Origin of the sequence: Pseudomonas sp. IPO3749 (assembly GCF_013386605.1) — a bacterium.
In the GTDB taxonomy this organism is placed as follows: domain Bacteria; phylum Pseudomonadota; class Gammaproteobacteria; order Pseudomonadales; family Pseudomonadaceae; genus Aquipseudomonas; species Aquipseudomonas azotoformans_A.
Genome location: NZ_JACARN010000030.1, coordinates 44,048 through 69,112, shown reverse-complemented (window position 1 = coordinate 69,112; position 25,065 = coordinate 44,048). Strand labels below are relative to the sequence as shown.

The following is a 25,065-nucleotide window of genomic DNA, read 5'->3' as shown; positions in this document are numbered from 1 at the left end:
CTCTCGATGACTGGATAAAGGCTGAATTGGATAAAATCTGAACAGTTATTTCTTTATCGCCACCGGTTTGGTTGCGCAGGGCAAAGTCAATAACCTGCCGTCAAATCTCAACCCATGCACCGATTCACTCGGGCGAGTGAAAGCTCAGGCTGTAATTCACGGCTTTGTTGCCGGGATCGAGGATGTCCAGGGAGATATGGATCGGGGTTTGCGATGGCATTTCGCTAACACCGGCCAACTCACCGCTGAGGTATTCGGCGGGCTTGAAGCGACGACTGGCAATCAGGCTGCCATTCAAATCGGCAAACCGCAGCTCCAGCAGCGGAAAGGGCTGGGAGAAGGTCGCGCGGTTATAGATGATCGCGTCCACCACCAGTGCCCCGGCGAAATCCGGGTGGCTGCGCACCACCAGGTTGCTGCTCTTGATGTGGGCGATATCGACCCGTGATGGCACCGTGCAGCCCAGTGTGGGGCACAGTTGCTGGAACCACGGGCGATAGGCGTCCTGGCGGGCCAGGTCGTCGAATTGATAGGCAATGTACTGGCCTGCCAGACCGGCGGCGGCGATCAGGACCAGCAATAGCCAGATCAGCCGGCGGCCCCAGCCCGACGGGCGTTTTTGCGCGTAGAGGTGCAGCGGGTCGTCTTCGAGGTCCAGCAGTTGGTCGTCTTGCACGCTCGTTTCGGCGCGCGAGCGCTTGCGACGGGGTTTGGGGCGTTCTTCGGGTTCTACGTCATCGGCCGATTGGGTCAGCGGCGTAAACGGCGGGTCGATGTCGTCATCGTCGGGCGTTGAACGCAGTGGCGGCTCATCGTCGATATCGTCGGTGTGGAACGACATGGAGGGTTCGGTGCGCTGCTGAATCGCAGGTTCCGGTTCGTCCTCTGTGACGTGGAGGCGCTCTTCAGGCGGCTCGCTGAACAGGCTCGCTGCCCATTTTTCCTCTTCGGCCTTGACCGTGTCGCGGCTGGCGCTGAAGGATTCTTCCTTTTGGCGGCGGTCAGTGCCGGGCTGGCGACGATCTGCGCCCATCGGCAACGTGTGCTGAATCTCGCGGCGTTCCAGCTTGGCCAGTTCTTCGTCCAGGTCCAGGTTGTCCAGGTCCAGCTCTTCGGCAGTCCACTGCTTCTGGCTGATGGCTCGCGCTGGCTCAAGCGTCACCTCTACCGGCACGTCTGGCACTTGCGGTTCAGGCGCGGACACCTGGTCGCGCTGCTCCAGCAACTGGCGAGCGGCATTGAACACTTGCAGGCACGAGCCGCAGCGCACCACGCCACGGGCCACGCTCAATTGAGCGTGGTTGACGCGAAAGCGTGCTTGGCAGTGCGGGCACTGGGTGACGAAACTGTCGGTCATGCGGCTATCCGATTCAGGCAAGCGCTCATTCTAGCGCCGACGACCGCTGATGCGTACCCAGCCATCGCGGTTGGCGATCGGGTCCAGCTCGAAATCCTTGGCGTAGGCGGCAGCGACGTCTTCGCCTTGCTCGGCCAGGATGCCCGACAGCGCCAGGCGTCCGCCCGGCTTGACCAGGCTCGACAGCTGCGGCGCCAGGGACACCAAGGGGCCTGCGAGGATGTTGGCCACCAGCACGTCGGCCTGCACCTGGGGCAGGTCTTCAGGCAAATACAGTGGGAATTTGCCTTCAGGGACATTGTTGCGCCCGGCGTTATCGCGGGAGGCTTCCAGGGCCTGCACGTCGATGTCGGTGCCCACAGCTTCCTTGGCGCCCAGCAACAGCGCAGCGATCGCCAGGATCCCCGAGCCGCAGCCGAAGTCCAGCACGTGGCTGTCGGTCAGGTCCTGGCCGTCCAGCCATTCCAGGCACAGCGCGGTAGTGGGGTGAGTGCCGGTGCCGAACGCCAGGCCTGGGTCGAGCAGCAGGTTGACCGCGTCTGGCTCAGGCGCGGCGTGCCAGCTCGGCACGATCCACAGGCGCTGGCCGAAGCGCATCGGCTGGAAGTTGTCCATCCAGCTGCGTTCCCAGTCCTGGTCTTCGATGACTTCGCTGTGATGCTCCGGCAGCGGGCCGCCGGTGAGCAACTCCATATGGGCCAGCACGGCGGCGGCATCGGTGCCGTCTTCGAACAGGGCCAGCAAGTGGGTGTGGGACCACAGCGGGGTAGTGTTGAGTTCAGGTTCGAAGATCGGCTGGTCTTCGGCGTCCATGAAGGTCACCGAGACGGCGCCTACTTCGAGGAAAGCGTCTTCGTAGGTTTCGGCTTGTTCTGGGCTGATGGCGAGACGGACTTGCAGCCAAGGCATGGCGGGCACCTTTGAAAAAATTGAATGTGCGACTACATCTGTCGCGAAAGCGCGGGAGTTTACGCGAGAGCGGAGTGTGTGGCGAGGGAGCTTGCTCCCGCTGGGGCGCGAAGCGGCCCCGCTCTGTTTAAAAGAATGGGACTGCTGCGCAGTCCAGCGGGAGCAAGCTCCCTCGCCACAGTGGCCTTTGAGTTATCGGCGGCCAAAAACAACAAAACCGCCCGAAGGCGGCTTTGTTGGGTGGAGCACTTACTGGTTAGCCAGCTTGTGTTCCAGGTAGTGAATGTTCACACCACCTTCGCAGAAGCCTTCATCGCGGACCAGGTCCCGGTGCAGCGGGATGTTGGTCTTGATGCCGTCGACCACGATTTCGTCCAGGGCGTTGCGCATACGGGCCATGGCCTCGTCGCGGGTGGCGCCCCAGGTGATCAGCTTGCCGATCAGCGAGTCGTAGTTGGACGGAACCTTGTAGCCGCTGTACAGGTGCGAATCCACACGTACGCCGTTGCCGCCGGGCGCGTGGAAATGCTTGACCAGGCCAGGGCTTGGGATAAAGGTTTTCGGGTCTTCGGCGTTGATGCGGCACTCCAGGGAGTGGCCGTGCATCTTCACGTCGTCCTGGGTGAAGGACAGCGGGTTGCCGGCGGCGATGCTGAGCATCTCCTTGACGATGTCGATACCGGTGACCATCTCCGACACCGGATGCTCTACCTGCACACGAGTGTTCATCTCGATGAAGTAGAAACGACCGTTCTCGTACAGGAACTCGAAAGTGCCCGCGCCACGGTAGTTGATGTCGATGCACGCCTTGACGCAACGAGCCAGTACTTCCTGGCGCGCTTTTTCATCCAGGCCCGGTGCTGGTGCTTCTTCCAGAACCTTCTGGTGACGACGTTGCAGCGAGCAATCGCGGTCGCCCAAGTGGATGGCGTGGCCTTGACCGTCGGACAGCACCTGCACTTCCACGTGACGTGGGTTGGTCAGGTACTTCTCCAGGTAGACCATCGGGTTGCCGAACCAGGCGCCCGCCTCGGAGCGAGTCTGCTTGGCCGCTTCGATCAGGTCTTCTTCCTTGTGCACCACGCGCATGCCGCGACCACCACCGCCACCGGCGGCCTTGATGATCACCGGGTAGCCGACTTCGCGACCAATGCGCAGGGCGGTTTCCTCGTCTTCCGGCAGCGGGCCGTCGGAACCTGGAACGGTTGGCACGCCGGCCGCGATCATGGCGTCCTTGGCCGAAACCTTGTCACCCATCAGGCGAATGGTTTCGGCTTTCGGGCCGATGAAGGCAAACCCGGATTTTTCCACCTGTTCGGCGAAGTCGGCGTTTTCCGCGAGGAAGCCGTAGCCAGGGTGGATGCCATCAGCGCCGGTCACTTCCGCGGCCGCGATGATGTTCGAGACTTTCAGGTACGAGTTCGTGGCCAGTGGCGGGCCGATGCAGATGCTTTCGTCCGCCAGTTTCACGTGCATCAATTCGGTATCGGCCGTCGAGTAAACAGCGACGGTCTTGATGCCCTCTTCCTTACAGGCGCGCAGGATACGCAGCGCGATCTCGCCGCGGTTGGCGATCAGGACTTTTTGCAGTTTCTTCGCAGGTTTCAACATCGAAGGCGCTCCGCGGTTCAAACGATGGTGAACAGCGGCTGGTCGTACTCAACCGGCTGACCGTTTTCTACCAGGATGGATTCGATGACGCCGGCTTTTTCCGCAGTGATGTGGTTCATCATCTTCATCGCTTCAACGATGCAGATGGTGTCGCCCACTTTCACGGTTGCGCCGACTTCAACGAAGGCAGGCGAGGTCGGTGCCGGGGTGCGGTAGAAGGTACCGACCATTGGCGACTTGACCACGAAACCGTTCAGCGCAGGAGCAGCTGGAGCGGCAGGTGCAGCGGCAGCAGCAGGTGCGGCGGCTGGAGCAGCAGCCGGCGCCGGTGCTTGCATCTGTGGCGCGTAGAACTGCTGGGCCGGGGTCTTGCTGTGGCGGCTGATCCGTACGGACTCTTCGCCTTCCTTGATTTCCAGCTCGTCGATACCGGATTCTTCCAGCAGTTCGATCAGTTTCTTAACTTTACGGATATCCATGAATCATCAACTCCCAAGGGTCGGTCAGGGGCGCTTGGCCGGTTGTTCAAGTTGTTCCAGGGCGGCCTCCAGGGCCAGTCGGTAACCGCTGGCGCCAAGGCCGCAGATCACACCTACCGCTACGTCGGAGAAGTAGGAGTGATGGCGGAAAGCTTCGCGTTTGTGCACGTTCGACAAATGCACTTCGATGAATGGGATGCTCACCGCCAGCAATGCGTCACGTAATGCAACGCTTGTGTGTGTAAAAGCGGCGGGATTGATCAGGATAAAGTCCACGCCTTCGCCACGCGCGGCATGGATGCGATCAATCAATTCGTACTCGGCATTGCTTTGCAGGTAGAGCAGATGGTGGCCGGCTTCACGCGCCCTGCGTTCCAGGTCGAGGTTGATCTGGTCCAGGGTGACTGCCCCGTAGACGCCCGGTTCACGGGTGCCGAGCAGGTTCAGGTTGGGTCCGTGAAGAACCAGTAAGGTCGCCATCGGCTGTTCCTTGTTATTGATGTGGGTACGGCAGAACCCGGCGACTATGCCGCAAAGCCTTTGTGACTGTCCAGTTCTATGCAGTAGGCAGCACGATTAGCGAGGATAGCGCGAAATTTGTGACTGTGAGGCCGGATTCGGTCAGTTACACACGAAACGCCTGCACGGCGGTGTTGAGCTGCCCACCCAGCACCAGCAAGTGCTCACCTTGGCTGCGGCCTTGGCCGATTCGCAGCAAGTTATCCTCACCCAATTGGTGAATCCGCTCGCTGTTGTCGCGAATCTCACTGACGGCGCCACTCTGCTGTGCCGTCACATCGGCGATGCGCACGGCGGTGTCGGAAATGGTCTGGATAGCCCCGACGATTTCATCCAGCGCGCCGTCCGCCGCCTGGGCTTGCTGGGCGGTGGCTTCGGCGTGTTCGACCTGGGCACGCATGCCTTGCACCGATTGATGGGCGGCGCTTTGCAGGCCGGCGATCAGGGTCTGGATCTCTGCGGTGGCGCCGGCGGTGCGTTGGGCCAGGGAGCGGACTTCGTCGGCGACCACGGCGAAACCACGTCCGGCTTCACCGGCGCGAGCGGCCTCGATGGCGGCGTTGAGGGCGAGCAGGTTGGTCTGGTCGGCAATCGAGCGGATCACCGTCAGCACGCCGCCGATGGTGGCGGATTCTTCGGCGAGTTTTTCGATCATCTGTGCGTTTTGCTGCACTTCACCCACCAGGGCATGCAGCCCGGTCAGGCTCAGGCCGATCACGCGTTGGCCTTGCTCCACTGCCTGGCCAGCACTGCGACTGGCACCCGCCGCCTGGCTGGCATCGCCCGCCACTTGCTGGATGGTCGCTTCCAGCTCACCCAGCGAATCACGGATCTGCGCGGTATCCCCGGCCTGGCGTTCGGCGCCATCGTGCAGGCCGCTGCTCAGTTCGGCCAGCGCACGGCTGCTGCCGGCGACTTCCTCGGCATTGCCGCGAATAGTGCCGACCAAATCCACCAGATAAGCCCGCAGGCGGTTCAGGGAGGCTTCGATGTCGTGCAGCTCGCGGTTGGTCTTGCCCAAGGCAATCGGCTGGCTGAAATCGCCCTCGGCCCAGGTCGACAGGGCCGGTGCCAGGTTGGTCAGCACCCGCGCCAGGCGGCGTTGCAGGGTGTCGATCAGCAGCGCGATCAGCAGGATCAGGCCGATCATCACGCCTTGCATCAGACGCACTTCGCTCTGGATCTTGCCGTGCTGCGCGCGCACCACGGGTTCCAGACCGGCGATGGCTTGCTGCACGGTGTCGATTTTCTGGTGGGTCTTGGCGGCCAGGTCGGTGCGTTGCTGGATCTGTTCGCGGGTGCGCTTGAGTTCGGCGGGGTAGCGGGTGAGCAGGCTGTTGAGTTCGCGCTTGAGGTCGACGCCTGTGTCCTGGGCTTCGGTTTTCTCGGTGTTCTCCAGGCCCATCAGTGCGGAAAAGTCGTCGGCGCTGGATTCGGCGCTGGCTTTCACACCCAGCAACGGCAGCTGTTCCAGCGCATCGGCTTGACTGCGAATGTTGCCGACTTCGCGCTCAACGTCATTGGCCAGCTCTGCGCGCCCACTGCTTACCAATTTGTCGCGGGCCAGGGACAGTTTGCCCAGGTGTTGTGACGCGGCCAGCAAGGGCGGTAGATAACGGGCGGCCTCCGGGGTATTCACGCCAATGGCGTACTGGCTCAACTGCTCCAGGTTCGCGCCCAATTCGCGCTCGGCCTGCAGCAACAGGGCTTGCGGGTCGCCCGCCAGTTTGCCGGCCGCCAGCAAGTCGGTCTTGCTGAACGCATCCAGGTCCACCAGGCTCGGGCGCAGGTTTTGCGCGAGGTCCGCCGGCAACTCATCCAAATGCTGCAACAGGCTTTCCAGGCTCTGGCTGGCACTGCTCAAGCGCAGGGCGTCGCCGCTGGCCAAGTAGTCGTCGATATTGCGCGCGGCCTGGTTCTGGAAAGCCTGGGACAAACCCAGGTAGCGTTCCATCAGCAAATACGGCCGTTCCAGCGCGCGTTGCGACCACCACAGGGTCGCGCCCAGCGCCAGGCATACGGCCACCAGTAGGAGGGTGTTGAGATTGGTCAGCAGCTTCAGGCGCATGCGGGGTTTCAACCGACGGCAAAAGATAAGTGCCTGAAGTTATTGCGTTTTCGTTACAGGGTTATGACCGAATCAGTGAATTCCGGTGAAAAGATGGCACTTTGCTTTGACGTGCGCGCGGCTTGCACGCGGTTGCGTCCCGCGTCCTTGGCGCGGTACAGCGCCTCGTCTGCCTGGGCCGCCATCATCAGGCTGTCGCAGCCATCATGCAGCTCCACCAGGCCAGCGCTGAAGGTGCACCACAGATCCTGGGGCTGGGCGGGGTAGTGGATTTCGGCGAAGCGGCAACGGATCTCGTCTAGCACCTTGCACGCGGCTTCCAGGTCGGTATCGGGCATCACAATGGCGAACTCTTCGCCGCCGTAGCGCCCTATATAGTCAGTCTTGCGCAGGCGCTGCTTGAGAAACAGCGCCAGGCTCTTGATCACACGGTCGCCCATGGGATGGCCGTGGCTGTCGTTGACCCGCTTGAAGTGGTCGATATCGAGCATGGCAAAGCTCAGCGGCTTGTTCTCGCGGCGCGCGCGGAAGCTGCAGTCTTCGAGCAATTGCAGGATATGGGTGTGGTTGTACAGGCCAGTCAGGCTGTCGCGCACCATCCGCGCCTTGAGGTTGCGTGCGCGGGCCGCGCGGTTGCGCACGGTGGTGATCAGGTGGCGCGGCTTGATCGGCTTGGTGAGGAAGTCGTCACCGCCTTCGCTCATGGCGTCCAACTGTTTGTCCAGGTCGTCTTCGGCCGACAGGTAAATGATCGGCACGCTCACATAACGATCGTTGTGGCGGATGACCTTGGCCAGTTCCGTGCCGGTACAGGCGGGCATGTACATGTCGAGGATGATCAGGTCGGGCTGGAAATCCGCCAGCTCGGCCATGGCCTGGATCGGTTCGATCAGCGTGCGGGTGACAATGCCGGCGCTGTTGAGCAGGCGCTCGGTGTGCAGCGCCTGGGCCCGCGAATCGTCGATGATCAGCACTTTATACGGTTCGTACTGGGCGACGCAGGTCAGCACTTCGATCTTTTCCAGCAGGCTGGAGGCTTCCAGCGTGCCGGTGAGGAATTCCTGGCCACCAGCGCGTACGGCGGCGAGGCGGGTCGGGGTATCGGTTTCGTGCAGGCTGAAAAACAGCAGCGGCAGCTTTTGCTCCAGGCCTTCCTGGGCTTCGGCGGCGAGCTTGAGGCCCAGACCGGCGCCGCAGAAGTCTACGTCCATCACAATCGCCGAAGGCAGGCGCTCGGCCATCGACGCGCGAAATGCCGCCACGCTGTCGAGGGACTGAGCGCTCATGCCAAAGAATTCCAGCTGCTTGGCCAGGCGCTCGGCGCGGTCGTGATCGGCCAGCATCACGTAGATCGGCTTGCGCATCGGCGGCAGGAAGGTTTGTTCGAGCTGGTCGCCCTGGCGCAGGCCGGTGCGGGACAGGCGCTGCATCAAGCGGTTGAGTTCGGTGATCAGGTGGCTGCTCAGGCGGCCACGGTTCTCGTCCACCGCCCTGAGGGAGTCGCCGATGTGTCGCGCCAACTGGCTGTGCTCCGGCTGTTCGAAGCGCTCGGCAAAACGCAGCAGGCGCAAATTGGCTTCGCTGAGTTCCGAGAGGTCGGCGCCGGACCATTCGCTGCGTTGCAGGCGCTGCCAGATCTCAAGAATTTGACGTGCCTGATGAATTACCCGCTGGGCAAAATGCTGCTTGAGACGCTCACGGCTGGGGTCTTCTGGCTCGGTCATATCCTGACTACTAGTTAGGGTGCATGCTGAGGTCGACTGATGGCTCTATGCTAGCACCTCTTTTCCATAGGATGAGTGTCATACGTCAATAAACTGCGTCTGGGTAGTATTCAGTTGCTGACTGGGTGGTCGCGCACGGTAAAAAGCCCCGCACGGGTGGGCACGATGCGGTAGGGTTATGGTCGGAGTGTTTGAACGTACGCCCTGAACTCAAGTGATTGAAAGGATATCGCCATGCTGGACTGGAAAAACCGTGCAGGCAGCGCCAAAGGCCCCGCGCCTGAGCCCAAGTCGGCCAACCGCGGCTATTTTCGTACCGTGCTGATGAGCCGCGCCGTGCTCAGCGTGCTCGGCCTGTACCTGTTGGTCACCGGCGCCCTGGGCTGGTACTGGAGCGAAGAGCCGGCGCTGTTTCCGGTGCAGCAAAATGCGCAGCTGGCCGCCGAGAAGGAAGGCAAGCAGATGGTGGTGGGCTACACCACCGTCGAAACCCTCAAGACCGTGGTCGGCACCTTGCTGAACAAGCCCGGTGGCTACATCTCCAACGACCGCTTCCCGCCGGGCCTGTGGATGGACAACATGCCGAGCTGGGAATACGGCGTGCTGGTGCAGGTGCGCGACCTGACCCGCGCCCTGCGTAAAGACTTCGCCCGCTCGCAGTCGCAGTCAGCCGAAGACGCGGACTTGGCCAAGGCCGAGCCACGCTTCAACTTCGACAACAAGAGCTGGGTGCTGCCATCCAGTGAGTCGGAATACCAGGAAGGCATCAATTCCCTGAGCCGCTACGAAGCACGCCTGTCCGACCCGAACCAGCGCGGCGCGCTGTTCTATGCGCGTGCCGACAACCTGAACAACTGGCTGGGCGACGTCGCTACGCGCTTGGGTTCGTTGTCGCAACGCCTGTCGGCCAGCGTCGGCCGGGTGAAACTGAACACCGCACTGAAAACCGAAGCCCTGGCGCCGGGTGAAGTGCCGCAGGTCGATGAAGAAGTGGTGGAAACCCCATGGATGCAGATCGACAACGTGTTCTACGAAGCCCGTGGCCAGGCTTGGGCGTTGTCGCACTTGCTGCGCGCCATTGAAGTCGATTTTGCCGATGTACTGGCCAAGAAGAACGCCACGGTCAGCGTGCGCCAGATCATTCGTGAGCTGGAAGCCTCGCAAGAACCGGTTTGGAGTCCTATGATTCTTAACGGCAGTGGCTTCGGGGTACTGGCGAACCATTCGCTGGTGATGGCCAACTACATTTCCCGGGCAAACGCTGCAGTGATCGACTTGCGTCAGCTCCTCAACCAGGGTTGATGATGGACGCTACTCAAAAGGAGGCCGCACACCGCGCGGCTTCCGATGCTGAACTGATCTGCTGGGTCGACGAGCAGGACCACCTGCTCGGTCATCTCGTGCGGTCCGACCTTCGCCAGCGCGGCCTGATTGGCCGTTGCACCTTCATATTCCTGTTCAACTCCAAGGGTGAGCTGTGTGTGCATCGGCGCACCCTGAGCAAGGCGTTGTACCCCGGTTTCTGGGACACGGCGGCGGGCGGCATGGTGGCGCAGGGAGAGTCGTATGCCGTGTCGGCAGCGCGCGAGCTGGAAGAGGAGTTGGGTGTCGGTGGCGTGGAATTGGTCGAACATGACCACTTCTACTTCGAAGATGGCGAAAGCCGTCTCTGGTGCACTTCCTACTCTGCTGTCTGGGACGGGCCACTGCGCCTACAGCCGGAAGAGGTCATGGAGGCGCGCTTTTTACCCCTTGAAACAGTCCTGCAAGAAGCTGGGCAAAAGCCTTACTGCCCGGATGCCCAGGAAGGGTTGCGGCGTTATCTGGCCTCGCGTCGCTAAAGTTGCATAAATTGGCGCCATTTGACTCTTAGCAAGTCGGCTTTTTGTGGTTACACTGCGCGACTTTTCACCCGAACCGCCTTGGCGGTCCGGTAGCGCTGCCCCTGCCTGAGTGGGGCTTCGCGGTCGGTTCACCGCTTTGCGGGTGCCGATCAGTCTTCATCCTCCCAAGAGGATTGCCGGTGGCCAAAAAAGCCGCATCCTTCGCCGCCCTTGGTGGCCTGGTATTTTCCACCGACGCAGGTCGACACTGCCCGGACTGTCGTCAGCCCGTGGATTCGTGTACCTGCAAACAGACCCTGATCCCTGAAGGCGATGGTATTGCCCGCGTACGCCGCGAGAGCAAAGGCCGTGGCGGCAAGACGGTGACCACCATCACCGGCGTGCCGTTGGCCGAAGAAGCCCTGAAGGAACTGGCCACGACGCTGAAAAAACGCTGTGGCACCGGAGGCGCGTTGAAAGACGGCGTCATCGAGATCCAGGGCGATCACGTCGAGTTGCTGTTGGCCGAGCTGATCAAGCTCGGGTACAAGGCCAAGAAGTCCGGCGGCTGAAAGCCTCTTCCCGACCTGTGTCTAAACTCTGTCCTGCGCGTGGGGTCCTACCTTGCACGCAGGCAAATCGTCATTTTCATTCTTTAGACTGCGCCAGCCTCAGATAGGGGCGGTGCCTTCGACTTCATTTATAGGGGACTTCGATGTCCGTACGACGCACACGCAAAGACGATGGCAGCCAATGGACAGTTGCGGACAGCCGCAGTGTTTACGGGATTCGCCATTGGGGGGCCGGGTATTTCGCGATCAATGATGCCGGTCGCGTTGAAGTCCGTCCGAACGGCCCGAACAGCACGCCGGTCGACCTGTACGAACAGGTCGATGAGCTGCGCAAGAGCGGCCTGTCGTTGCCGCTGCTGGTGCGCTTCCCCGACATCCTGCAAGACCGTGTACGCCAACTGACCGGCGCCTTCGATGCCAACATCGAGCGCCTGGAATACCAGAGCAAGTACACCGCGCTGTACCCGATCAAGGTGAACCAGCAAGAAGCGGTGATCGAGAACATCATCGCCACCCAGAACGTGTCCATCGGCCTGGAAGCCGGCTCCAAGCCCGAGCTGCTGGCCGTGTTGGCCCTGGCGCCGAAGGGCGGCACCATCGTTTGCAACGGTTACAAAGACCGTGAGTTCATCCGCCTCGCGCTGATGGGCCAGAAGCTCGGCCACAACGTATTCATCGTGATCGAGAAAGAATCCGAAGTTGAACTGGTGATCGAAGAAGCCGCCAGCCTCAAGGTCAAGCCACAGGTTGGCCTGCGCGTGCGTTTGTCGTCGCTGGCATCGAGTAAGTGGGCGGACACCGGCGGCGAGAAATCCAAGTTCGGCCTGTCGGCGGCGCAACTGTTGTCGGTGGTCGAGCGCTTCCGCGCGGCCGGCCTGGACCAGGGCATCCGCCTGCTGCACTTCCACATGGGCTCGCAGATCGCCAACCTGGCGGACTACCAGCACGGGTTCAAGGAAGCCATCCGTTACTACGGCGAGCTGCGCAACCTTGGCCTGCCGGTGGACCACATCGACGTCGGCGGTGGCCTGGGCGTGGACTACGACGGTACACACTCGCGTAACGCCAGCTCGATCAACTACGACATGGACGACTACGCCGGCGTGGTCGTGGGCATGCTCAAGGAATTCTGCGACGCGCAGAGCCTGCCGCACCCGAACATCTTCTCCGAAAGCGGCCGTTCCCTGACCGCCCACCACGCCATGCTGGTGGTGCAGGTCACCGACGTCGAGAAACACAACGACGAAATTCCGGTGATCGAGAATAAAGAAGCCCTGCCGGAAACCGTGCAGTGGCTGGTGGACCTGCTCGGCCCGACCGACATCGAGATGGTCACCGAAACCTACTGGCGTGCAACGCACTACATGAGCGACGTGGCCACCCAGTACGCCGACGGCAAACTGACCCTGGCCGAGAAAGCCCTCGCCGAACAGTGCTACTTCGCCGTGTGCCGCCGCCTGCACAACTCGCTCAAGGCCCGCCAGCGCTCGCACCGCCAGGTGCTGGACGAGCTCAACGACAAGCTGGCCGACAAGTACATCTGCAACTTCTCGGTGTTCCAGAGCCTGCCGGACACCTGGGCCATCGGCCAGGTCTTGCCGATCCTTCCGCTGCATCGCCTCGACGAAGAGCCGCTGCGCCGCGCCGTGCTGCAAGACCTGACCTGCGACTCCGACGGCAAGATCAAGCAGTACGTCGACGAGCAGTCCATCGAGACCAGCCTGCCGGTGCACGGTTTGAACGAAGGTGAGGACTACTTGCTGGGTATCTTCCTGGTCGGGGCTTACCAGGAAATCCTCGGCGACATGCACAACCTGTTCGGTGACACCGACTCGGTGAACATCTACCAGCGTGAAGACGGTTCGGTGTACAGCGCCGGTATCGAGACCCACGACACCATCGAAGACATGCTGCGCTATGTGCACTTGTCGCCGGAGGAGTTGATGACGCATTACCGTGACAAATGCGCGAGCGCGAAGATCAGTGCTTCGGAGCGTACCCAGTTCCTGGATGCGTTGCGTCTGGGCCTGACGCGTTCTTCGTACCTGTCCTCGTAACCGCGTAGAACTCGGTCTTTGTGGTGAGCGAGCTTGCCTCGCGCGGGGCAAGCCCGCTCACCACATTAGTCTGTCTTCACACGTATAAGGGGTTGGCGATGTCGAGAGTATTCTTGCAAGCGTTCACCCTGGTTGTCGCGGCATGCCTTGCGGCCTGCTCCCCGATCAAAGTGCTCAACGCACTCACCCCCTCCAACACCTTCACCAAAACTTCAGCCATCGCCTATGGCGATGATCCCCGGCAAAAGCTCGATATCTACCGACCTGCCCCGGCTATCTCCAATGCTCCAGTCGTGGTGTTTTTCTACGGCGGCAGCTGGAACAGCGGATCCAGGAGCGACTACGGTTTCGTTGGCGAAGCCCTGGCCTCACGCGGCGTCGTGGTAGTGATCGCCGATTACCGGCTTTACCCGCAAGTGCGTTATCCCGCCTTCCTCCAAGACAACGCCCACGCCGTTGCCTGGACCTATCAACACATCGCCCAATACGGTGGTGATCCCCAACAGCTCTATGTCATGGGGCATAGCTCCGGCGCCTATAACGCGTCGATGCTGGCGCTGGATGCGCGTTGGTTGAAAGAGGTTGGCCTGACGCCGTCAATCTTTAAAGGCTGGATCGGCCTGGCGGGGCCCTATGACTTTCTGCCGATTGAAAACCCTGACGTGAAACCGGTGTTTTTCTTCCCGGATTCACCGCCGGATTCCCAGCCGATCAACCACGTCAGCCGTGACGCACCGCCCAGCCTCTTGATCGCGTCGACGGATGACAAGCTCGTCAACCCCAAACGCAACACCGGCGGGCTGGCCCAGCAATTACGGGCGACGGGTGTGCCGGTGGAGGAAGTCTATTTCGGCAAGACCAACCACCAGACGCTGGTGGGGGCGATCGCCAGACCTTTGCGTTGGTTGGCGCCGGTACTGGACCGCGTCACAGCCTTTATCCAAGCCACTGGTCCTGCCGGTTCAAGCGCCAGGCAATCGCCCACAAGGTAAGGCTGCGCAGGGCCATAAATAGAAGGAAGGTTATCCACAGCCCGTGGTTGCCCAAACCCTGCAACGCCCAGGCGAAGGGCAGTGTCAGCAAGACGGTCAGCAGCATGCCATTGCGCATCTCCCGCGCGCGGGTGGCGCCGATGAACAGGCCGTCGAGCAAGTAGCTCCACACCGCAATCAACGGCAGTATCGCCAGGTAAGGCAGGTAGACGTCGGCGGTTTCGCGCACGCTGGGGATGTCGGTCTGCATGGCGATAAACAGGTGGCCGGCCACGGTGAACAGCAGCGCAAAGCCGATGCTCGCGATCAACGACCAACCGCCGGCCACCACCAATGAGCGACGCAGGGCCTGGCGGTCGTGGGCGCCGATGGCATGCCCGCACAGGGCTTCCACCGCGTGGGCCAATCCATCCAAGGCGTGGGCGGCCAGCAACAGGCCGTTGAGCAGCAGCGCATTGGCGGCCACGGTGGCATCGCCCAGTCGCGCGCCCTGCACCGTGATCATGAAAAACACCGATTGCAGCGCGAGGCTGCGGATGAAAATGTCTCGGTTGACCGCCAGTAGCGGGCGCCAGCTCTCCCACAGTTTGAGTGCGGCCCAGGCAATATGGCCGGGGTAGGCGCGCAGGGCTTTCTGCGTCATCGCCAGGCCGAGCAAAGCGCCGGTCCATTCCGCCACCACGGACGCACGCGCCGAACCGACCACGCCCCAATCCAGGCCGAGGACGAACCACAGGTTCAACGCGATGTTGACCAGGTTGGTGGTCAGCAGGATCGCCAACGGCGCCCGCGCATTTTGTGTACCGAGAAACCAGCCGACCAATGCGTAGCTGGCCAATGCGGCGGGCAGGCCGAACAGGCGGGTGTGGAAAAAATCCTGGGTCAGTTGATTGAGTTCGGGAGAGGGCTGCATCCACTCCAAGGCCAGATGGCTCAGCGGAATGCCCACCGTGCCCAAGAGCATCGCCAGTCCCAGTGCGAGCAGCAGGCCTTGCAGCAGGATCTGCCGCAGCGCCGCCCCGTCATTGCGCCCGGCAGCCTGGGCGGCGAAACCGGTGGAACCCATGCGCAGGAAACCCATGGCCCAGGCGAGGAAGGTGTACAGGCTGGCGCCGACGGCCACGGCGCCCAACTGGTGGGCGTGGGGCAGGTGGCCGATGACCATGCTGTCCACCAGCGCCACCAACGGCACCGAGATATTCGACAGGATCATCGGCGCGGCCAGGGCCCAGACGCGGCGGTGGGTGAGGCGATGGCGCCAGTCGGTGAGTAAGGTGGGCATGCAGGCTCCTTGGGGGAGCGGCATTGTAACTGGCTGCCCTTGGCTGTGGGATTTGACTTGATCAAGGATGACCTCAGAACCAAACCACCCTCCGTCGGTCAATGTGACCAGCACCTCATCGGCCCCACGCGGGCTGATATATAGTTCACCCTCGGCCCCTCCCACTACGAGTGCCCCATGCTTAACAAAGGACTGTTCCTGGCTTGCGCGCTGGCCCTGCTGAGCGCCTGTGATTCCTCCGACAAACCGGCTGCCCCGGCTGCCCCAGCGGCGGTAACGGTTGCACCCAAACCTGCGAAAGCGGCGGTGGACGTGGCGGCGCTGAAGCAGCGTTACGCCGGGCGCGAGTTGAGCGTGGTGGATGTGTCCGAAGTGCAGCTCGACGGCGCCAGCACGCTCTCCGTGAGCTTTTCCATTCCGTTGGATCCCGATCAGAAATTCGCCGACAAACTTCACCTGGTGGACAGCAAGTCCGGCAAGGTCGATGGCGCCTGGGAAATCTCCGATAACCTGATGGAATTGCGCCTGCGCCACTTGGAGCCACAGCGCAAACTGGTGCTGACGGTCGACGCCGGTGTGAAGGCGGTCAACGACAATACCCTTGCCGCTGAATACAGCGCGCGCCTTGAAACCCGCGACCTGCAAGCCACCGTCGGCTTTGCCAGCCGTGGCACCTTGCTGCCGACGCGCCTGGCCGAAGGCCTGCCGGTGATCGCGCTGAACGTCGACAAGATCGACGTCGAATTCTTCCGCATCAAGCCCGAATCCCTGCCCACCTTCCTCGCGCAATGGGGCCGCAACACCAGCCTGCAAAGCTATGAATCCCGCGAACTGCTGCCGTTGGCCGACTTGGTCTACGGTGGCCGTTTCGACCTGAACCCGGCGCGCAACACCCGCGAAACCCTGCTGCTGCCGATCGCCGGCCTCAAGCAACTGCAGCAGCCCGGCGTGTACCTGGCTGTCATGCGGGCTTCGGGCACCTACAACTATTCCCAACCGGCCACGCTGTTTACCCTGAGCGATATCGGCCTGTCGGTGCACCGCTACGCCAATCGCCTGGACGTGTTTACCCAGGCGCTGGAAGGCGGCAAGGCGCTGGATGGCGTCGACCTTGAAGTACTCGACGCCGAAGGCCGCGTGTTGGGCCAGGGCAAAACCGAGAAGGGCGGACACGCCGAGTTTCCATTGCCGAAAAAGGCCCAGGTGTTGCTCGCCAAGCAAGGTGAACAGACCAGTATGTTGCGCCTCGACAGCGCGGCGCTGGACCTGGCCGAGTTCGACATTGGCGGCCAACCCTCCCACCCTTTGCAGTTCTTTGTATTCGGCCCGCGCGACCTGTATCGCCCTGGCGAAACCGTACTGCTCAATGCCCTGCTGCGGGACAAGGACGGCAATGCCGTCAAGCCGCAGCCGGTGAGCGTCGAAGTGCGTCGCCCGGATGAGCAGGTCAGCCGCAAATTTGTGTGGGACGCCGATGCCTCCGGCCTGTATCAATATCAACTGCAACTGGCTGGCGAAGCGCCGACCGGGCGCTGGCAGTTGGTATTCGACCTGGGTGATGGCAAGCCGCAGCTGTATGAATTCCTTGTCGAAGACTTCCTGCCCGAGCGCCTGGCGCTGGAACTCAAGGGCAGCGACACCCCGTTGAAGCCGGCGGACGACGCGGTGATCCAGGTCAACGGCCGTTACCTGTACGGCGCGCCTGCCTCGGGCAATCGCGTCAGCGGCCAAGTCTATGTACGACCGTTGCGCGAAGCGGTCAAAGCGCTGCCGGGCTATCAGTTTGGCTCCGTCACCGAAGAAGAACTGAGCCAGGATTTCGAACTGGAAGAAAGCGTACTCGACGCCAAGGGCCAGGAAGCACTGACCCTGGAAAGCAAATGGGCCGAGGCCAAGTCGCCGCTGCAACTGATCGTGCAGGCCAGCCTGCAAGAGTCGGGCGGACGGCCGATCACCCGGCGTCTGGTGCAGCCGATCTGGCCCGCCGAGCAACTGCCTGGCCTGCGCGGACTGTTTGACGGCAAGGAAACCAATGGCGACGGCCCGGCGGAATTCGAAGTGCTGCTGGCCAACCAGGACGGGCAGAAGCTCGCCGCGCCTAACCTCAAGGTGCGCCTGGTGCGTGAGCGCCGCGACTACTACTGGAACTACTCCGAGAATGACGGCTGGAGCTATCACTTCAACGAGAAATTCCTCAACCTCGACGAGCAGACCCTGAACATCAAGGCGGGAGACACGGCCAAGGTCAGCTTCCAGGTGGAGTGGGGCCCTTACCGCGTCGAGGTTGAAGACCCGCAAACCGGCTTGGTTAGCAGCCTGCGTTTTTGGGCTGGTTATCAGGCCCAGGACAACACCGAAGGCGGCGCCGTGCGACCCGACCAGGTCAAGCTGGCGCTGGACAAACCGGCCTATGGCGATGGCGATACGGCCAATGTGACCGTCACGCCGCCGGCTGCGGGTAAGGGCTACCTGTTGGTGGAGTCCGCTGAAGGCCCGCTGTGGTGGCAGGAAATCGAGGTGCCGGCTGAAGGCAAAAGCTTTGCCGTGAAGCTCGATCCGAAATGGTCGCGCCATGATTTGTATGTCAGCGCCTTGGTGATCCGCCCCGGCGAGCGCAAAGCCAACATCACGCCCAAACGGGCGGTGGGCCTGCTACACCTGCCGCTGGATCGCACCCAGCGCAAACTCGGCGTGACCCTCAGCGCGCCGGAAAAAATGCGTCCCAAACAGCCGCTGACCGTGAAAATCGCCGCCAAGAATGCCGATGGCAGCGTGCCGAAACAGGTGCACGTGCTGGTGGCGGCGGTAGACGTGGGCATCCTGAATATCACCGAATACCCGACGCCGGATCCGTATTCCAGCCTGTTCGGTCGCAAGGCCTACGGCGTGGACCAGTTCGATATCTACGGCCAGTTGATTGAAGCCGGCCAGGGCAGGTTGGCCAGCCTGGCATTTGGCGGTGACGCGGCCTTGGCCAAGGGTGGCAAGCGTCCGGACACCAGCGTGACCATTGTCGCCCTGCAAAGCGCGCCAGTGACGTTGAACGAGCAAGGCGAGGGCGAAGTCAGCGTCAATATTCCCGACTTCAATGGCGAGCTGCGCCTGATGGCCCAGGCCTGGAGCGATGATCGCTACGGCATGGCCGAAGCCAAGACGGTGATTGCCGCACCGCTGATTGCCGAGCTGTCGGCGCCGCGCTTCATGGCGGGTGGCGACCAGACTACCTTGGCGCTGGACCTGTCCAACCTGTCGGGCAAACCGCAGAAACTCGACGTGCAATTGAGCGCCGACGGGCAGTTGGAGCTGGTCAACAACGGCGCGCAAACCGTCGAGCTGAAACAAGGCCAGCGCACCACCCTGCGTATCCCGGTGAAAGCCTGGGGCGGGTTGGGGCAGGGCAAGGTCAAGGTGACGGTGAATGGCCTGGATCTGCCGGGTGAGAACCTGCCGCCGTTTACGCGCGAATGGACCCTGGGCGTGCGCCCGGCCTATCCGGCGCTGCTCAAGCACTATCGCGCAGTGCTGAAGGATCAACCGTGGAGCTTGCCGGCGGGGACGCTGGATCAGTTCGACGCCTCGGGGCGCCAGGCGCTGCTGAGCCTGTCGAGTCGACCGCCGCTGAACCTCGGCGCGCAGATCAGTGCCCTCAAGGCCTATCCCTACGGTTGCCTGGAGCAGACTGCGAGCGGCCTGTACCCGTCGCTGTATGCCGACGATGCATTGCTCAAACGCCTGTCGATCAAAGGCGAGTCGGACAGCGAACGCAAACGCAAGATCGAGCTGGGCATCGAACGCCTGCTGGGCATGCAGCGCTACAACGGTAGCTTCGGGTTGTGGGGCGCGGATGGCGAAGAGGAATATTGGCTGACGGCTTACGTCACCGACTTCCTGCTGCGCGCTCGCGACCAGGGTTTCGCGGTGCCGCCTGAAGCCTTGAAAAAGGCCAGCGAGCGTCTGCTGCGCTACGTGCAGGAACGCAACCTGATCGACGTCGACTACAGCGACAACGCCGACCACACCCGCTTTGCCGTGCAGGCCTACGCGGGCATGGTGCTGGCGCGCAGTCAGCAGGCGCCGTTGGGCGCGTTGCGCAGCATCTTCGAACGCCGCAGCGATGCGCGCTCCGGTCTGCCGCTGGTGCAGTTGGCTATCGCGTTGCAGAAGATGGGCGACCAGCCGCGTGCGGACCAAGCCTTGCTCGCTGGCTTGGCCGCGCAACGCAATGCCAATGAATGGCTGGCCGACTACGGCAGCCCGTTGCGCGACCAGGCGATGATCCTGGCCTTGCTGGAAGAGAACGACTTGGCCAAGGGCAAGCGTGAGGAGCGCTTGTTCACGCTGTCGGATCAACTGGCGGCCAGCCCGTATTTGTCGACCCAGGAGCGCAACTCGCTGTTCCTGGCCGGGCGCCTCGGGTTTGCCAAGCCTGATGCGAACTGGCAAGTGTCATTGACGGGCAGTGGCGGTGTGCAGGAACTGAACACTCAGCAGTCGACGCTGGAATTGGAGGGCAAGTGGTTGTCCAGTGATCTGACCTTGAGCAATCAGGGTGAGACGCCGGTGTACCAGCAACTGACGATTTCGGGTTATCCACAGGTGCCACCGGCACCGGGTGGCGACAACCTGAGCATCCGCCGCGAATACCTGGGCATGAACGGCCAGCCGTTGAACCTGCGCAGCCTCAACAGTGGCGATCTGGTGCTGGTGCATTTGGCGGTCAGCGCCAAGCAGCGGGTGCCGGATGCGTTGGTGGTGGACCTGTTGCCGGCGGGCCTGGAACTGGAGAACCAGAACCTGGCGCAAAGCGCCGCCAGCCTGGAAAACGCCAGCAGCCAAGTGAAGGAGTGGCGTGAGTCGATGCAGAACGCATCACTCAAGCACCAGGAGTTCCGTGATGACCGCTACGTGGCGGCGATCAACCTGGAAGGCTCCGGCTCCACGCACCTGCTGTACCTGGCGCGTGCCGTGACACCGGGTACTTACCGTGTGCCACCGCCGCAAGTGGAGTCGATGTACCGGCCGAACTGGCAGGCGGTGGGCGAGACGCCGGCGGATCTGGTGATCAAGGGGCAGTGAAGGTCTCAATTTGAAGTGGGGTTCAAATGTGTGAGCGGGCTTGCTCGCGAATGCGGAGTATCAGTCAGCGCATCTATGACTGACTCACCGCATTCGCGAGCAAGCCCGCTCCCACAAGGGATTTGTGGTGTTTTTGGGTTAGTGGACAACCCAGCTCAGTAGCCACAGGCCCAACAGCAACCAGATAATCCCCATGATGATCGACGCCCGCATAAAGGCGCGCACCGCCGAGTACAGCAGCATCAGGCCGATGATCAGGGTGATGATGCTGATGATCGAGGTGTCCATGCCCAAGGTGCGGGACAGGCCATCGATAAAATTGCCACCGGCATTGGTCAGCGCGCCGAACAGGCCGCTGAGCCCGTCGACGATAAAACGGATGATGGAACCGAGCGCCTGGCCCAACCATTCGAAAAAGCTTTCTACCTGCATATGTGTGTCCTGATGAGAAGGTGGGCGTATCTGTGCCTTTGGTTGTTATTGCAACAGGCTAGTTCCCTACCAGCATAGAGGTTTGCCCGTTTGAGTTTGCGTTTAGTTGCCCGTTGGACACTGGCCGGCCTGTTGTTGGTGGTGGCCTTGCTGTGGCTGGCCGATCGCATCTGGCCGCTCCCCTTGCCCAAGGATGACCTGGCGCGGGTGGTACTGGCCGAGGATGGCACGCCGTTGTGGCGGTTTGCCGATGCCAATGGCGTGTGGCGCTACCCGGTGCAAACCAGCGAAGTATCGCCGTATTACCTGGACGCGCTGCTCACCTATGAGGACCGTTGGTTCTACCAGCATCCCGGCGTGAACCCGCTGGCGCTGGCGCGGGCGACCTGGCAGAACCTCACGGGCGCGCGGGTGGTGTCGGGCGGAAGCACCTTGTCGATGCAGGTGGCGCGCTTGCTCGATCCGCATTCACGCACCTTCCACGGCAAGTTGCGCCAGTTGTGGCGCACGGCGCAGTTGGAATGGCACCTGTCCAAGGCCGAAATCCTCAACCTCTACCTGAACCGCGCACCGTTTGGCGGCACGTTGCAGGGTGTGGCGGCGGCCAGTTGGGCGTACCTGGGCAAATCCCCTGGGCAACTGACCCACGCCGAAGCCGCCTTGCTCGCCGTGCTGCCCCAGGCGCCCAGCCGTCTGCGCCCGGATCGCCATCCCCAACGTGCCCAGCAAGCCCGCGACAAAGTGCTGCGCCGCCTCGCGGAGTTCCAGGTCTGGCCACAATCGGCCGTCGATGAAGCCCTGGAAGAACCGCTGCTGCTCGCCCCACGCCTGGAGCCGAGCCTGGCGCCCTTGCTAGCGCGCCGCCTGAACCGCCCCGACAGCCCGCCGCTGATCCGCACCACCCTGGATGCCACGTTGCAACGCCGTCTTGAAGACCTGCTGCTGGGTTGGCGCGCGCGGCTGCCGGAGCACACGTCCGCTGCGATCTTGGTGGTGGAGGAGGAAAGCATGGCCGTACGTGCTTACCTTGGCTCGGTGGATATCAACGATGCCAAGCGCTTCGGCCACGTGGACATGATCAGCGCCTTGCGTTCGCCGGGCTCCACCCTGAAACCATTCCTCTATGGCATGGCCCTGGATGATGGGCTGATCCACTCTGAATCCTTGTTGCAGGATGTGCCCCGGCGTTATGGCGATTATCGGCCGGGCAACTTCTCCATGGGGTTTACCGGTGCAGTGCCGGCGAGTACGGCACTGTCGAGTTCGCTCAACCTGCCGGCGGTGCAGTTGCTGGAGGCCTATGGGCCCAAGCGCTTTGCTGCGCAAATGCGCATCGGCGGCGTGCCCTTGGCGCTGCCGGCGTTGGCCGAACCGAACCTGGCGTTGATCCTGGGCGGCGCAGGCAGTCGCCTCGAAGACCTGGTGAGCGGCTACAGTGCCTTCGCCCGGGACGGCAGGAGCGCCACTATTCGATTGCAGCCGGACGATACGCTCAGGGAACGGCCGTTACTGTCGCCAGGGTCCGCCTGGATTGTGCGGCGCATCCTCAGCGGCCAGGCGCGGCCCGACCGCGACCCGCGTGCCGAACTGGTGCAACGCCCGGTGCTGGCCTGGAAAACCGGCACCAGCTACGGTTTTCGCGATGCCTGGGCCATCGGCGTGGGCCCGCGTTATTTGATCGGCGTGTGGATCGGCCGCCCGGACGGCACGCCGGTGCCGGGCCAGTTCGGCCTGGCCTCGGCCGCGCCGTTGATGTTGCAGGTGCATGATGTGCTGACCAACCGCGACAGCCAGCGTGGTATCAGCGCCCCCGTCAAACCGGTGCCGGCCAATGTCGGTGTGGCGGCGATCTGTTGGCCGCTGGGCCAGCCCATGAGCCGCAGTGACCCCAATTGCCGGCGCCAGCGTTTTGCCTGGACCCTGGATAACACTACGCCGCCCACCTTGCAGGCACTGGACCAGCCGTTGAGCGTGGGTTTGATGGAAAGCGTGTGGGTCAATGCCAAGGGCTTGCGGGTCGACGCCCATTGCCCCGGCGCCGAGCCGAAAAACATCGCCCTGTGGCCCGCGCCGCTGGAACCCTGGCTGCCACGGGTCGAGCGCCGTGAAGCGCGTATCCCGGCCGCCGATCCCGAGTGCCCGCCTCCGGCATTGGCGGCGTCGTCGCCGTTGTCGATTGTCGGCGTGCGCGAAGGCGACCAACTGCGCCTGCCCGCCGCCAGCCAACAGCCCCTGCGCCTGAAAATCTCCGCCTTGGGAGGCAGCGGGCGACGCTGGTGGTTCCTCAATGGCGCGCCGCTGGGGGATAGCGCCAACCAGGACTTTATCAACACCAGTTTCGAGCGCCTGGGCCGCTACCAGTTGAGTGTGTTGGACGAGGCGGGGCAGACGGCCAGGATCGAGTTCAGTGTGGTGGATTAACTTGCCTTCCGGCGCTTTCGGCCCGAAGCTATCCACCTTCAGGAGCCTGCCGCATGAACCTCGAACACCTCACCGAACGACTGCACCGCATCCGCGATACCAACAATTGGAAACAATTCCACAGCCCAAAAAACCTGGCCATGGCCGCCAGCGTGGAAATGGCCGAGCTGGTGGAAATCTTCCAATGGCTGACCGAAGACCAGTCGCGCCAGCTGCCGGCCGACACACTCGCCCATGCCGGGCAGGAAGTCGGCGATATCGTGCTGTACCTGCTGTTGTTGTGCAGCGAGTTGGGCTTGGACATGAACGAGGTGGTGCGCGCCAAGTTGGCCGACAGTGAACGGCGGTTTGCCCATGAGTGATCGTCATTTCGACCAACTGGCCACGCGTTTCGCCGAGAAAATCTACGGCGGAGCCAAAGGCGCGATTCGCCTGGCGGTGCTCCAGGCCGACTTGACCGAAGCGCTGCCGAAACGCCCTTTGCGCGTGCTGGATATCGGCGCGGGCCTGGGCCATATGTCGCTGTGGTTGGCCGAACAAGGCCATGAGGTCACCCTGGCCGAGCCCGCCGAGCCGATGCTCGAAGGCGCCCGCCAACGCTTCGCCGATGCTGGGCAGACTGCCACCTTTATCCATGCGCCCTGGCAAGACCTGCTCGGCCAACTCACTGAGCCTTACGACCTGGTGCTGTGCCACGCCGTGCTGGAATGGCTGGCCGAGCCCCACGCGATCCTGCCGGTGCTGCACCAGCTCACGGTGCCCGGCGGCTGGCTGTCGCTGGCGTTCTACAACCGCGATGCGCTGATTTACCGCAACCTGCTCAAAGGCCACTTCCGCAAAATGCGCAAGAACGACATGGCCGGCGAAAAGCAGAGCCTGACGCCGCAACAACCCCTCGATCCCCGTGAGTTGGCGGCGCAACTCGATGGCCTTTGGCAGGTCGAAAGCCAAAGCGGCGTGCGGGTGTTCCACGACTATATGCCGGTGGAATTCCAGGCCCGCGCCAATTTGCAGGACCTTTTGGAGATGGAACTCGCTCACCGTCGTCACCCAAGCTTTGCCGGACTTGGGCGTTATTTGCACTGGATCTGCCGTCCGGTTTAAGCGGCCCAGTCTGCGGAGGTCGAAATGCGTCGTCTCTGTTTGATCCTGTTGTCCCTCGGTTTGGGCGCGTGTTCCAGCCCGAACCCCTATGTTGCCGCTTCGGCGCCGATTCCTCCGGCGCCGCCCCAGGCGGCCAATACCTTTGATGCCAGCGCCTACCCGGCGCCCGTGCGCGACTACGGCGCCTACCGCAATTGGGCCTGGCGCAACGGCCAGTTGCCGGCGGGCACGGCCTGGGCGGATTCGGCGCAGATTGCCGAAGCGGTCAGCGGTGCCCTTGACCAGCGCGGGCTGCGCCCCTTGCATGACAATCGCCCGGCAGACCTGTTTGTCAGCGCCGATGTGCGCCTGGAGAAGCGCCTCAAGCAGGTCCAGGACGACTACGGCTACGGTTACGGCGGCTACAACCGCTATGGCAATGGTTATGGCATGTACAACTCGGTGCCGATCGTGCGCACCTATGAAGTGCAGGTCGTGGTGGTTCGCGTCAACCTGTTCGATGCCCGCACCGGCCAGCCGGTGTGGAGTGCCAGTGCGGAAACCGGCAGCCAGGGAAGCCTCAGTGAGCGGGGAGATGCCTTGCGCCAGGCGGTGCAAAAGGCGATGACGGCGTATCCTCCCAGTTAACAGCTATTCTCA

At 62.5% G+C, this 25,065-nt stretch carries 19 protein-coding genes; 10 read left to right on the top strand and 9 right to left on the bottom strand.

The window, feature by feature from the left end; genetic code table 11:
- Positions 1 to 124: 124 nt before the first annotated feature.
- The 7 genes from HX812_RS13410 to HX812_RS13380 form a co-directional block, all read right to left on the bottom strand.
- Complete coding sequence (locus HX812_RS13410; RefSeq protein ID WP_038844716.1) at positions 125 to 1,357, bottom strand: DUF3426 domain-containing protein; 1,233 nt, start codon at positions 1,355 to 1,357, stop codon at positions 125 to 127.
- Between the two features lie 30 nt (positions 1,358 to 1,387).
- Positions 1,388 to 2,266 (bottom strand): 50S ribosomal protein L11 methyltransferase, encoded by an 879-nt coding sequence (gene prmA / locus HX812_RS13405; RefSeq protein WP_038844717.1) that lies wholly within the window; start codon positions 2,264 to 2,266, stop codon positions 1,388 to 1,390.
- A gap of 249 nt (positions 2,267 to 2,515) precedes the next feature.
- Positions 2,516 to 3,877 carry an acetyl-CoA carboxylase biotin carboxylase subunit gene (accC, locus tag HX812_RS13400; RefSeq protein ID WP_010213490.1) on the bottom strand — a complete coding sequence of 454 codons (1,362 nt, stop codon included), beginning with the start codon at positions 3,875 to 3,877 and terminating at the stop codon, positions 2,516 to 2,518.
- A gap of 17 nt (positions 3,878 to 3,894) precedes the next feature.
- Positions 3,895 to 4,356: an acetyl-CoA carboxylase biotin carboxyl carrier protein gene (gene accB / locus HX812_RS13395; protein ID WP_017136744.1), complete on the bottom strand. Its 462-nt coding sequence runs from the start codon at positions 4,354 to 4,356 to the stop codon at positions 3,895 to 3,897.
- A 24-nt stretch (positions 4,357 to 4,380) separates the two neighbouring features.
- Positions 4,381 to 4,836: a type II 3-dehydroquinate dehydratase gene (gene aroQ, locus HX812_RS13390; protein WP_010213488.1), complete on the bottom strand. Its 456-nt coding sequence runs from the start codon at positions 4,834 to 4,836 to the stop codon at positions 4,381 to 4,383.
- Positions 4,837 to 4,981: 145 nt separating this feature from the next.
- Positions 4,982 to 6,025, bottom strand: coding sequence for a methyl-accepting chemotaxis protein (locus HX812_RS32405; RefSeq protein WP_371318430.1), 1,044 nt, complete (start codon positions 6,023 to 6,025; stop codon positions 4,982 to 4,984).
- 971 nt (positions 6,026 to 6,996) lie between these two features.
- Entirely contained in the window at positions 6,997 to 8,667 is a 1,671-nt protein-coding gene (locus HX812_RS13380) for a PleD family two-component system response regulator (protein ID WP_038844720.1), read from the bottom strand.
- A gap of 324 nt (positions 8,668 to 8,991) precedes the next feature.
- Here HX812_RS13380 and HX812_RS13375 point away from each other — a divergent pair, with 324 nt between their 5' ends.
- The 5 genes from HX812_RS13375 to HX812_RS13355 all read left to right on the top strand — a co-directional run bounded on the left by HX812_RS13375 (position 8,992) and on the right by HX812_RS13355 (position 14,111).
- Positions 8,992 to 9,969 (top strand): DUF2333 family protein, encoded by a 978-nt coding sequence (locus HX812_RS13375; protein WP_370468598.1) that lies wholly within the window; start codon positions 8,992 to 8,994, stop codon positions 9,967 to 9,969.
- Positions 9,970 to 9,971: 2 nt separating this feature from the next.
- Entirely contained in the window at positions 9,972 to 10,508 is a 537-nt protein-coding gene (locus tag HX812_RS13370; RefSeq protein ID WP_038844722.1) for an NUDIX hydrolase, read from the top strand.
- Between the two features lie 182 nt (positions 10,509 to 10,690).
- Positions 10,691 to 11,062 (top strand): translation initiation factor Sui1, encoded by a 372-nt coding sequence (locus HX812_RS13365; protein ID WP_012722004.1) that lies wholly within the window; start codon positions 10,691 to 10,693, stop codon positions 11,060 to 11,062.
- A gap of 143 nt (positions 11,063 to 11,205) precedes the next feature.
- On the top strand, positions 11,206 to 13,119 hold the full coding sequence (gene speA / locus HX812_RS13360; RefSeq protein ID WP_033897339.1) for an arginine decarboxylase: 1,914 nt from the start codon (positions 11,206 to 11,208) through the stop codon (positions 13,117 to 13,119).
- A gap of 98 nt (positions 13,120 to 13,217) precedes the next feature.
- Positions 13,218 to 14,111 carry an alpha/beta hydrolase gene (locus HX812_RS13355; protein WP_038844725.1) on the top strand — a complete coding sequence of 298 codons (894 nt, stop codon included), beginning with the start codon at positions 13,218 to 13,220 and terminating at the stop codon, positions 14,109 to 14,111.
- On the opposite strand, the gene HX812_RS13350 is transcribed toward HX812_RS13355, so the two are convergent.
- Complete coding sequence (locus tag HX812_RS13350; protein WP_038844727.1) at positions 14,056 to 15,393, bottom strand: MATE family efflux transporter; 1,338 nt, start codon at positions 15,391 to 15,393, stop codon at positions 14,056 to 14,058. The two genes, HX812_RS13355 and HX812_RS13350, sit on opposite strands and share 56 nt — an antisense overlap.
- 177 nt (positions 15,394 to 15,570) lie before the next feature.
- On the opposite strand from HX812_RS13350, the gene HX812_RS13345 reads away from it, so the two are divergent.
- Positions 15,571 to 20,469, top strand: a complete 4,899-nt coding sequence (locus tag HX812_RS13345; protein WP_038844728.1) for an alpha-2-macroglobulin — start codon at positions 15,571 to 15,573, stop codon at positions 20,467 to 20,469.
- A 138-nt stretch (positions 20,470 to 20,607) separates the two neighbouring features.
- Here HX812_RS13345 and HX812_RS13340 read toward each other — a convergent pair whose 3' ends face one another.
- Positions 20,608 to 20,901: a hypothetical protein gene (locus tag HX812_RS13340; RefSeq protein WP_010213476.1), complete on the bottom strand. Its 294-nt coding sequence runs from the start codon at positions 20,899 to 20,901 to the stop codon at positions 20,608 to 20,610.
- A 90-nt stretch (positions 20,902 to 20,991) separates the two neighbouring features.
- Here HX812_RS13340 and pbpC point away from each other — a divergent pair, with 90 nt between their 5' ends.
- The 4 genes from pbpC to HX812_RS13320 are packed head-to-tail and all read left to right on the top strand — an operon-like array spanning position 20,992 to position 25,053.
- A complete protein-coding gene (gene pbpC, locus HX812_RS13335) occupies positions 20,992 to 23,322 on the top strand; it encodes a peptidoglycan glycosyltransferase PbpC (RefSeq protein ID WP_050572392.1) in 2,331 nt (776 codons plus the stop codon).
- Positions 23,323 to 23,375: 53 nt separating this feature from the next.
- A complete protein-coding gene (locus HX812_RS13330; RefSeq protein WP_038843772.1) occupies positions 23,376 to 23,684 on the top strand; it encodes a MazG-like family protein in 309 nt (102 codons plus the stop codon).
- Positions 23,677 to 24,426: a methyltransferase gene (locus HX812_RS13325; RefSeq protein ID WP_033897334.1), complete on the top strand. Its 750-nt coding sequence runs from the start codon at positions 23,677 to 23,679 to the stop codon at positions 24,424 to 24,426. Before HX812_RS13330 ends, HX812_RS13325 begins: the two co-directional genes overlap by 8 nt.
- A 24-nt stretch (positions 24,427 to 24,450) precedes the next feature.
- Entirely contained in the window at positions 24,451 to 25,053 is a 603-nt protein-coding gene (locus tag HX812_RS13320; protein ID WP_016977011.1) for a DUF4136 domain-containing protein, read from the top strand.
- Positions 25,054 to 25,065: the final 12 nt, after the last annotated feature.

Bases quoted from the DNA above. Each gene is read 5' to 3' on its own strand.
- HX812_RS13410 (WP_038844716.1), bottom strand. From the start codon at position 1,357: ATGACCGACAGTTTCGTCACCCAGTGCCCGCACTGCCAAGCACGCTTT.
- prmA (WP_038844717.1), bottom strand. From the start codon at position 2,266: ATGCCTTGGCTGCAAGTCCGTCTCGCCATCAGCCCAGAACAAGCCGAA.
- accC (WP_010213490.1), bottom strand. From the start codon at position 3,877: ATGTTGAAACCTGCGAAGAAACTGCAAAAAGTCCTGATCGCCAACCGC.
- accB (WP_017136744.1), bottom strand. From the start codon at position 4,356: ATGGATATCCGTAAAGTTAAGAAACTGATCGAACTGCTGGAAGAATCC.
- aroQ (WP_010213488.1), bottom strand. From the start codon at position 4,836: ATGGCGACCTTACTGGTTCTTCACGGACCCAACCTGAACCTGCTCGGC.
- HX812_RS32405 (WP_371318430.1), bottom strand. From the start codon at position 6,025: ATGATCGGCCTGATCCTGCTGATCGCGCTGCTGATCGACACCCTGCAA.
- HX812_RS13380 (WP_038844720.1), bottom strand. From the start codon at position 8,667: ATGACCGAGCCAGAAGACCCCAGCCGTGAGCGTCTCAAGCAGCATTTT.
- HX812_RS13375 (WP_370468598.1), top strand. From the start codon at position 8,992: ATGAGCCGCGCCGTGCTCAGCGTGCTCGGCCTGTACCTGTTGGTCACC.
- HX812_RS13370 (WP_038844722.1), top strand. From the start codon at position 9,972: ATGGACGCTACTCAAAAGGAGGCCGCACACCGCGCGGCTTCCGATGCT.
- speA (WP_033897339.1), top strand. From the start codon at position 11,206: ATGTCCGTACGACGCACACGCAAAGACGATGGCAGCCAATGGACAGTT.
- HX812_RS13355 (WP_038844725.1), top strand. From the start codon at position 13,218: ATGTCGAGAGTATTCTTGCAAGCGTTCACCCTGGTTGTCGCGGCATGC.
- HX812_RS13350 (WP_038844727.1), bottom strand. From the start codon at position 15,393: ATGCCCACCTTACTCACCGACTGGCGCCATCGCCTCACCCACCGCCGC.
- HX812_RS13345 (WP_038844728.1), top strand. From the start codon at position 15,571: ATGCTTAACAAAGGACTGTTCCTGGCTTGCGCGCTGGCCCTGCTGAGC.
- HX812_RS13340 (WP_010213476.1), bottom strand. From the start codon at position 20,901: ATGCAGGTAGAAAGCTTTTTCGAATGGTTGGGCCAGGCGCTCGGTTCC.
- HX812_RS13330 (WP_038843772.1), top strand. From the start codon at position 23,376: ATGAACCTCGAACACCTCACCGAACGACTGCACCGCATCCGCGATACC.
- HX812_RS13325 (WP_033897334.1), top strand. From the start codon at position 23,677: ATGAGTGATCGTCATTTCGACCAACTGGCCACGCGTTTCGCCGAGAAA.
- HX812_RS13320 (WP_016977011.1), top strand. From the start codon at position 24,451: ATGCGTCGTCTCTGTTTGATCCTGTTGTCCCTCGGTTTGGGCGCGTGT.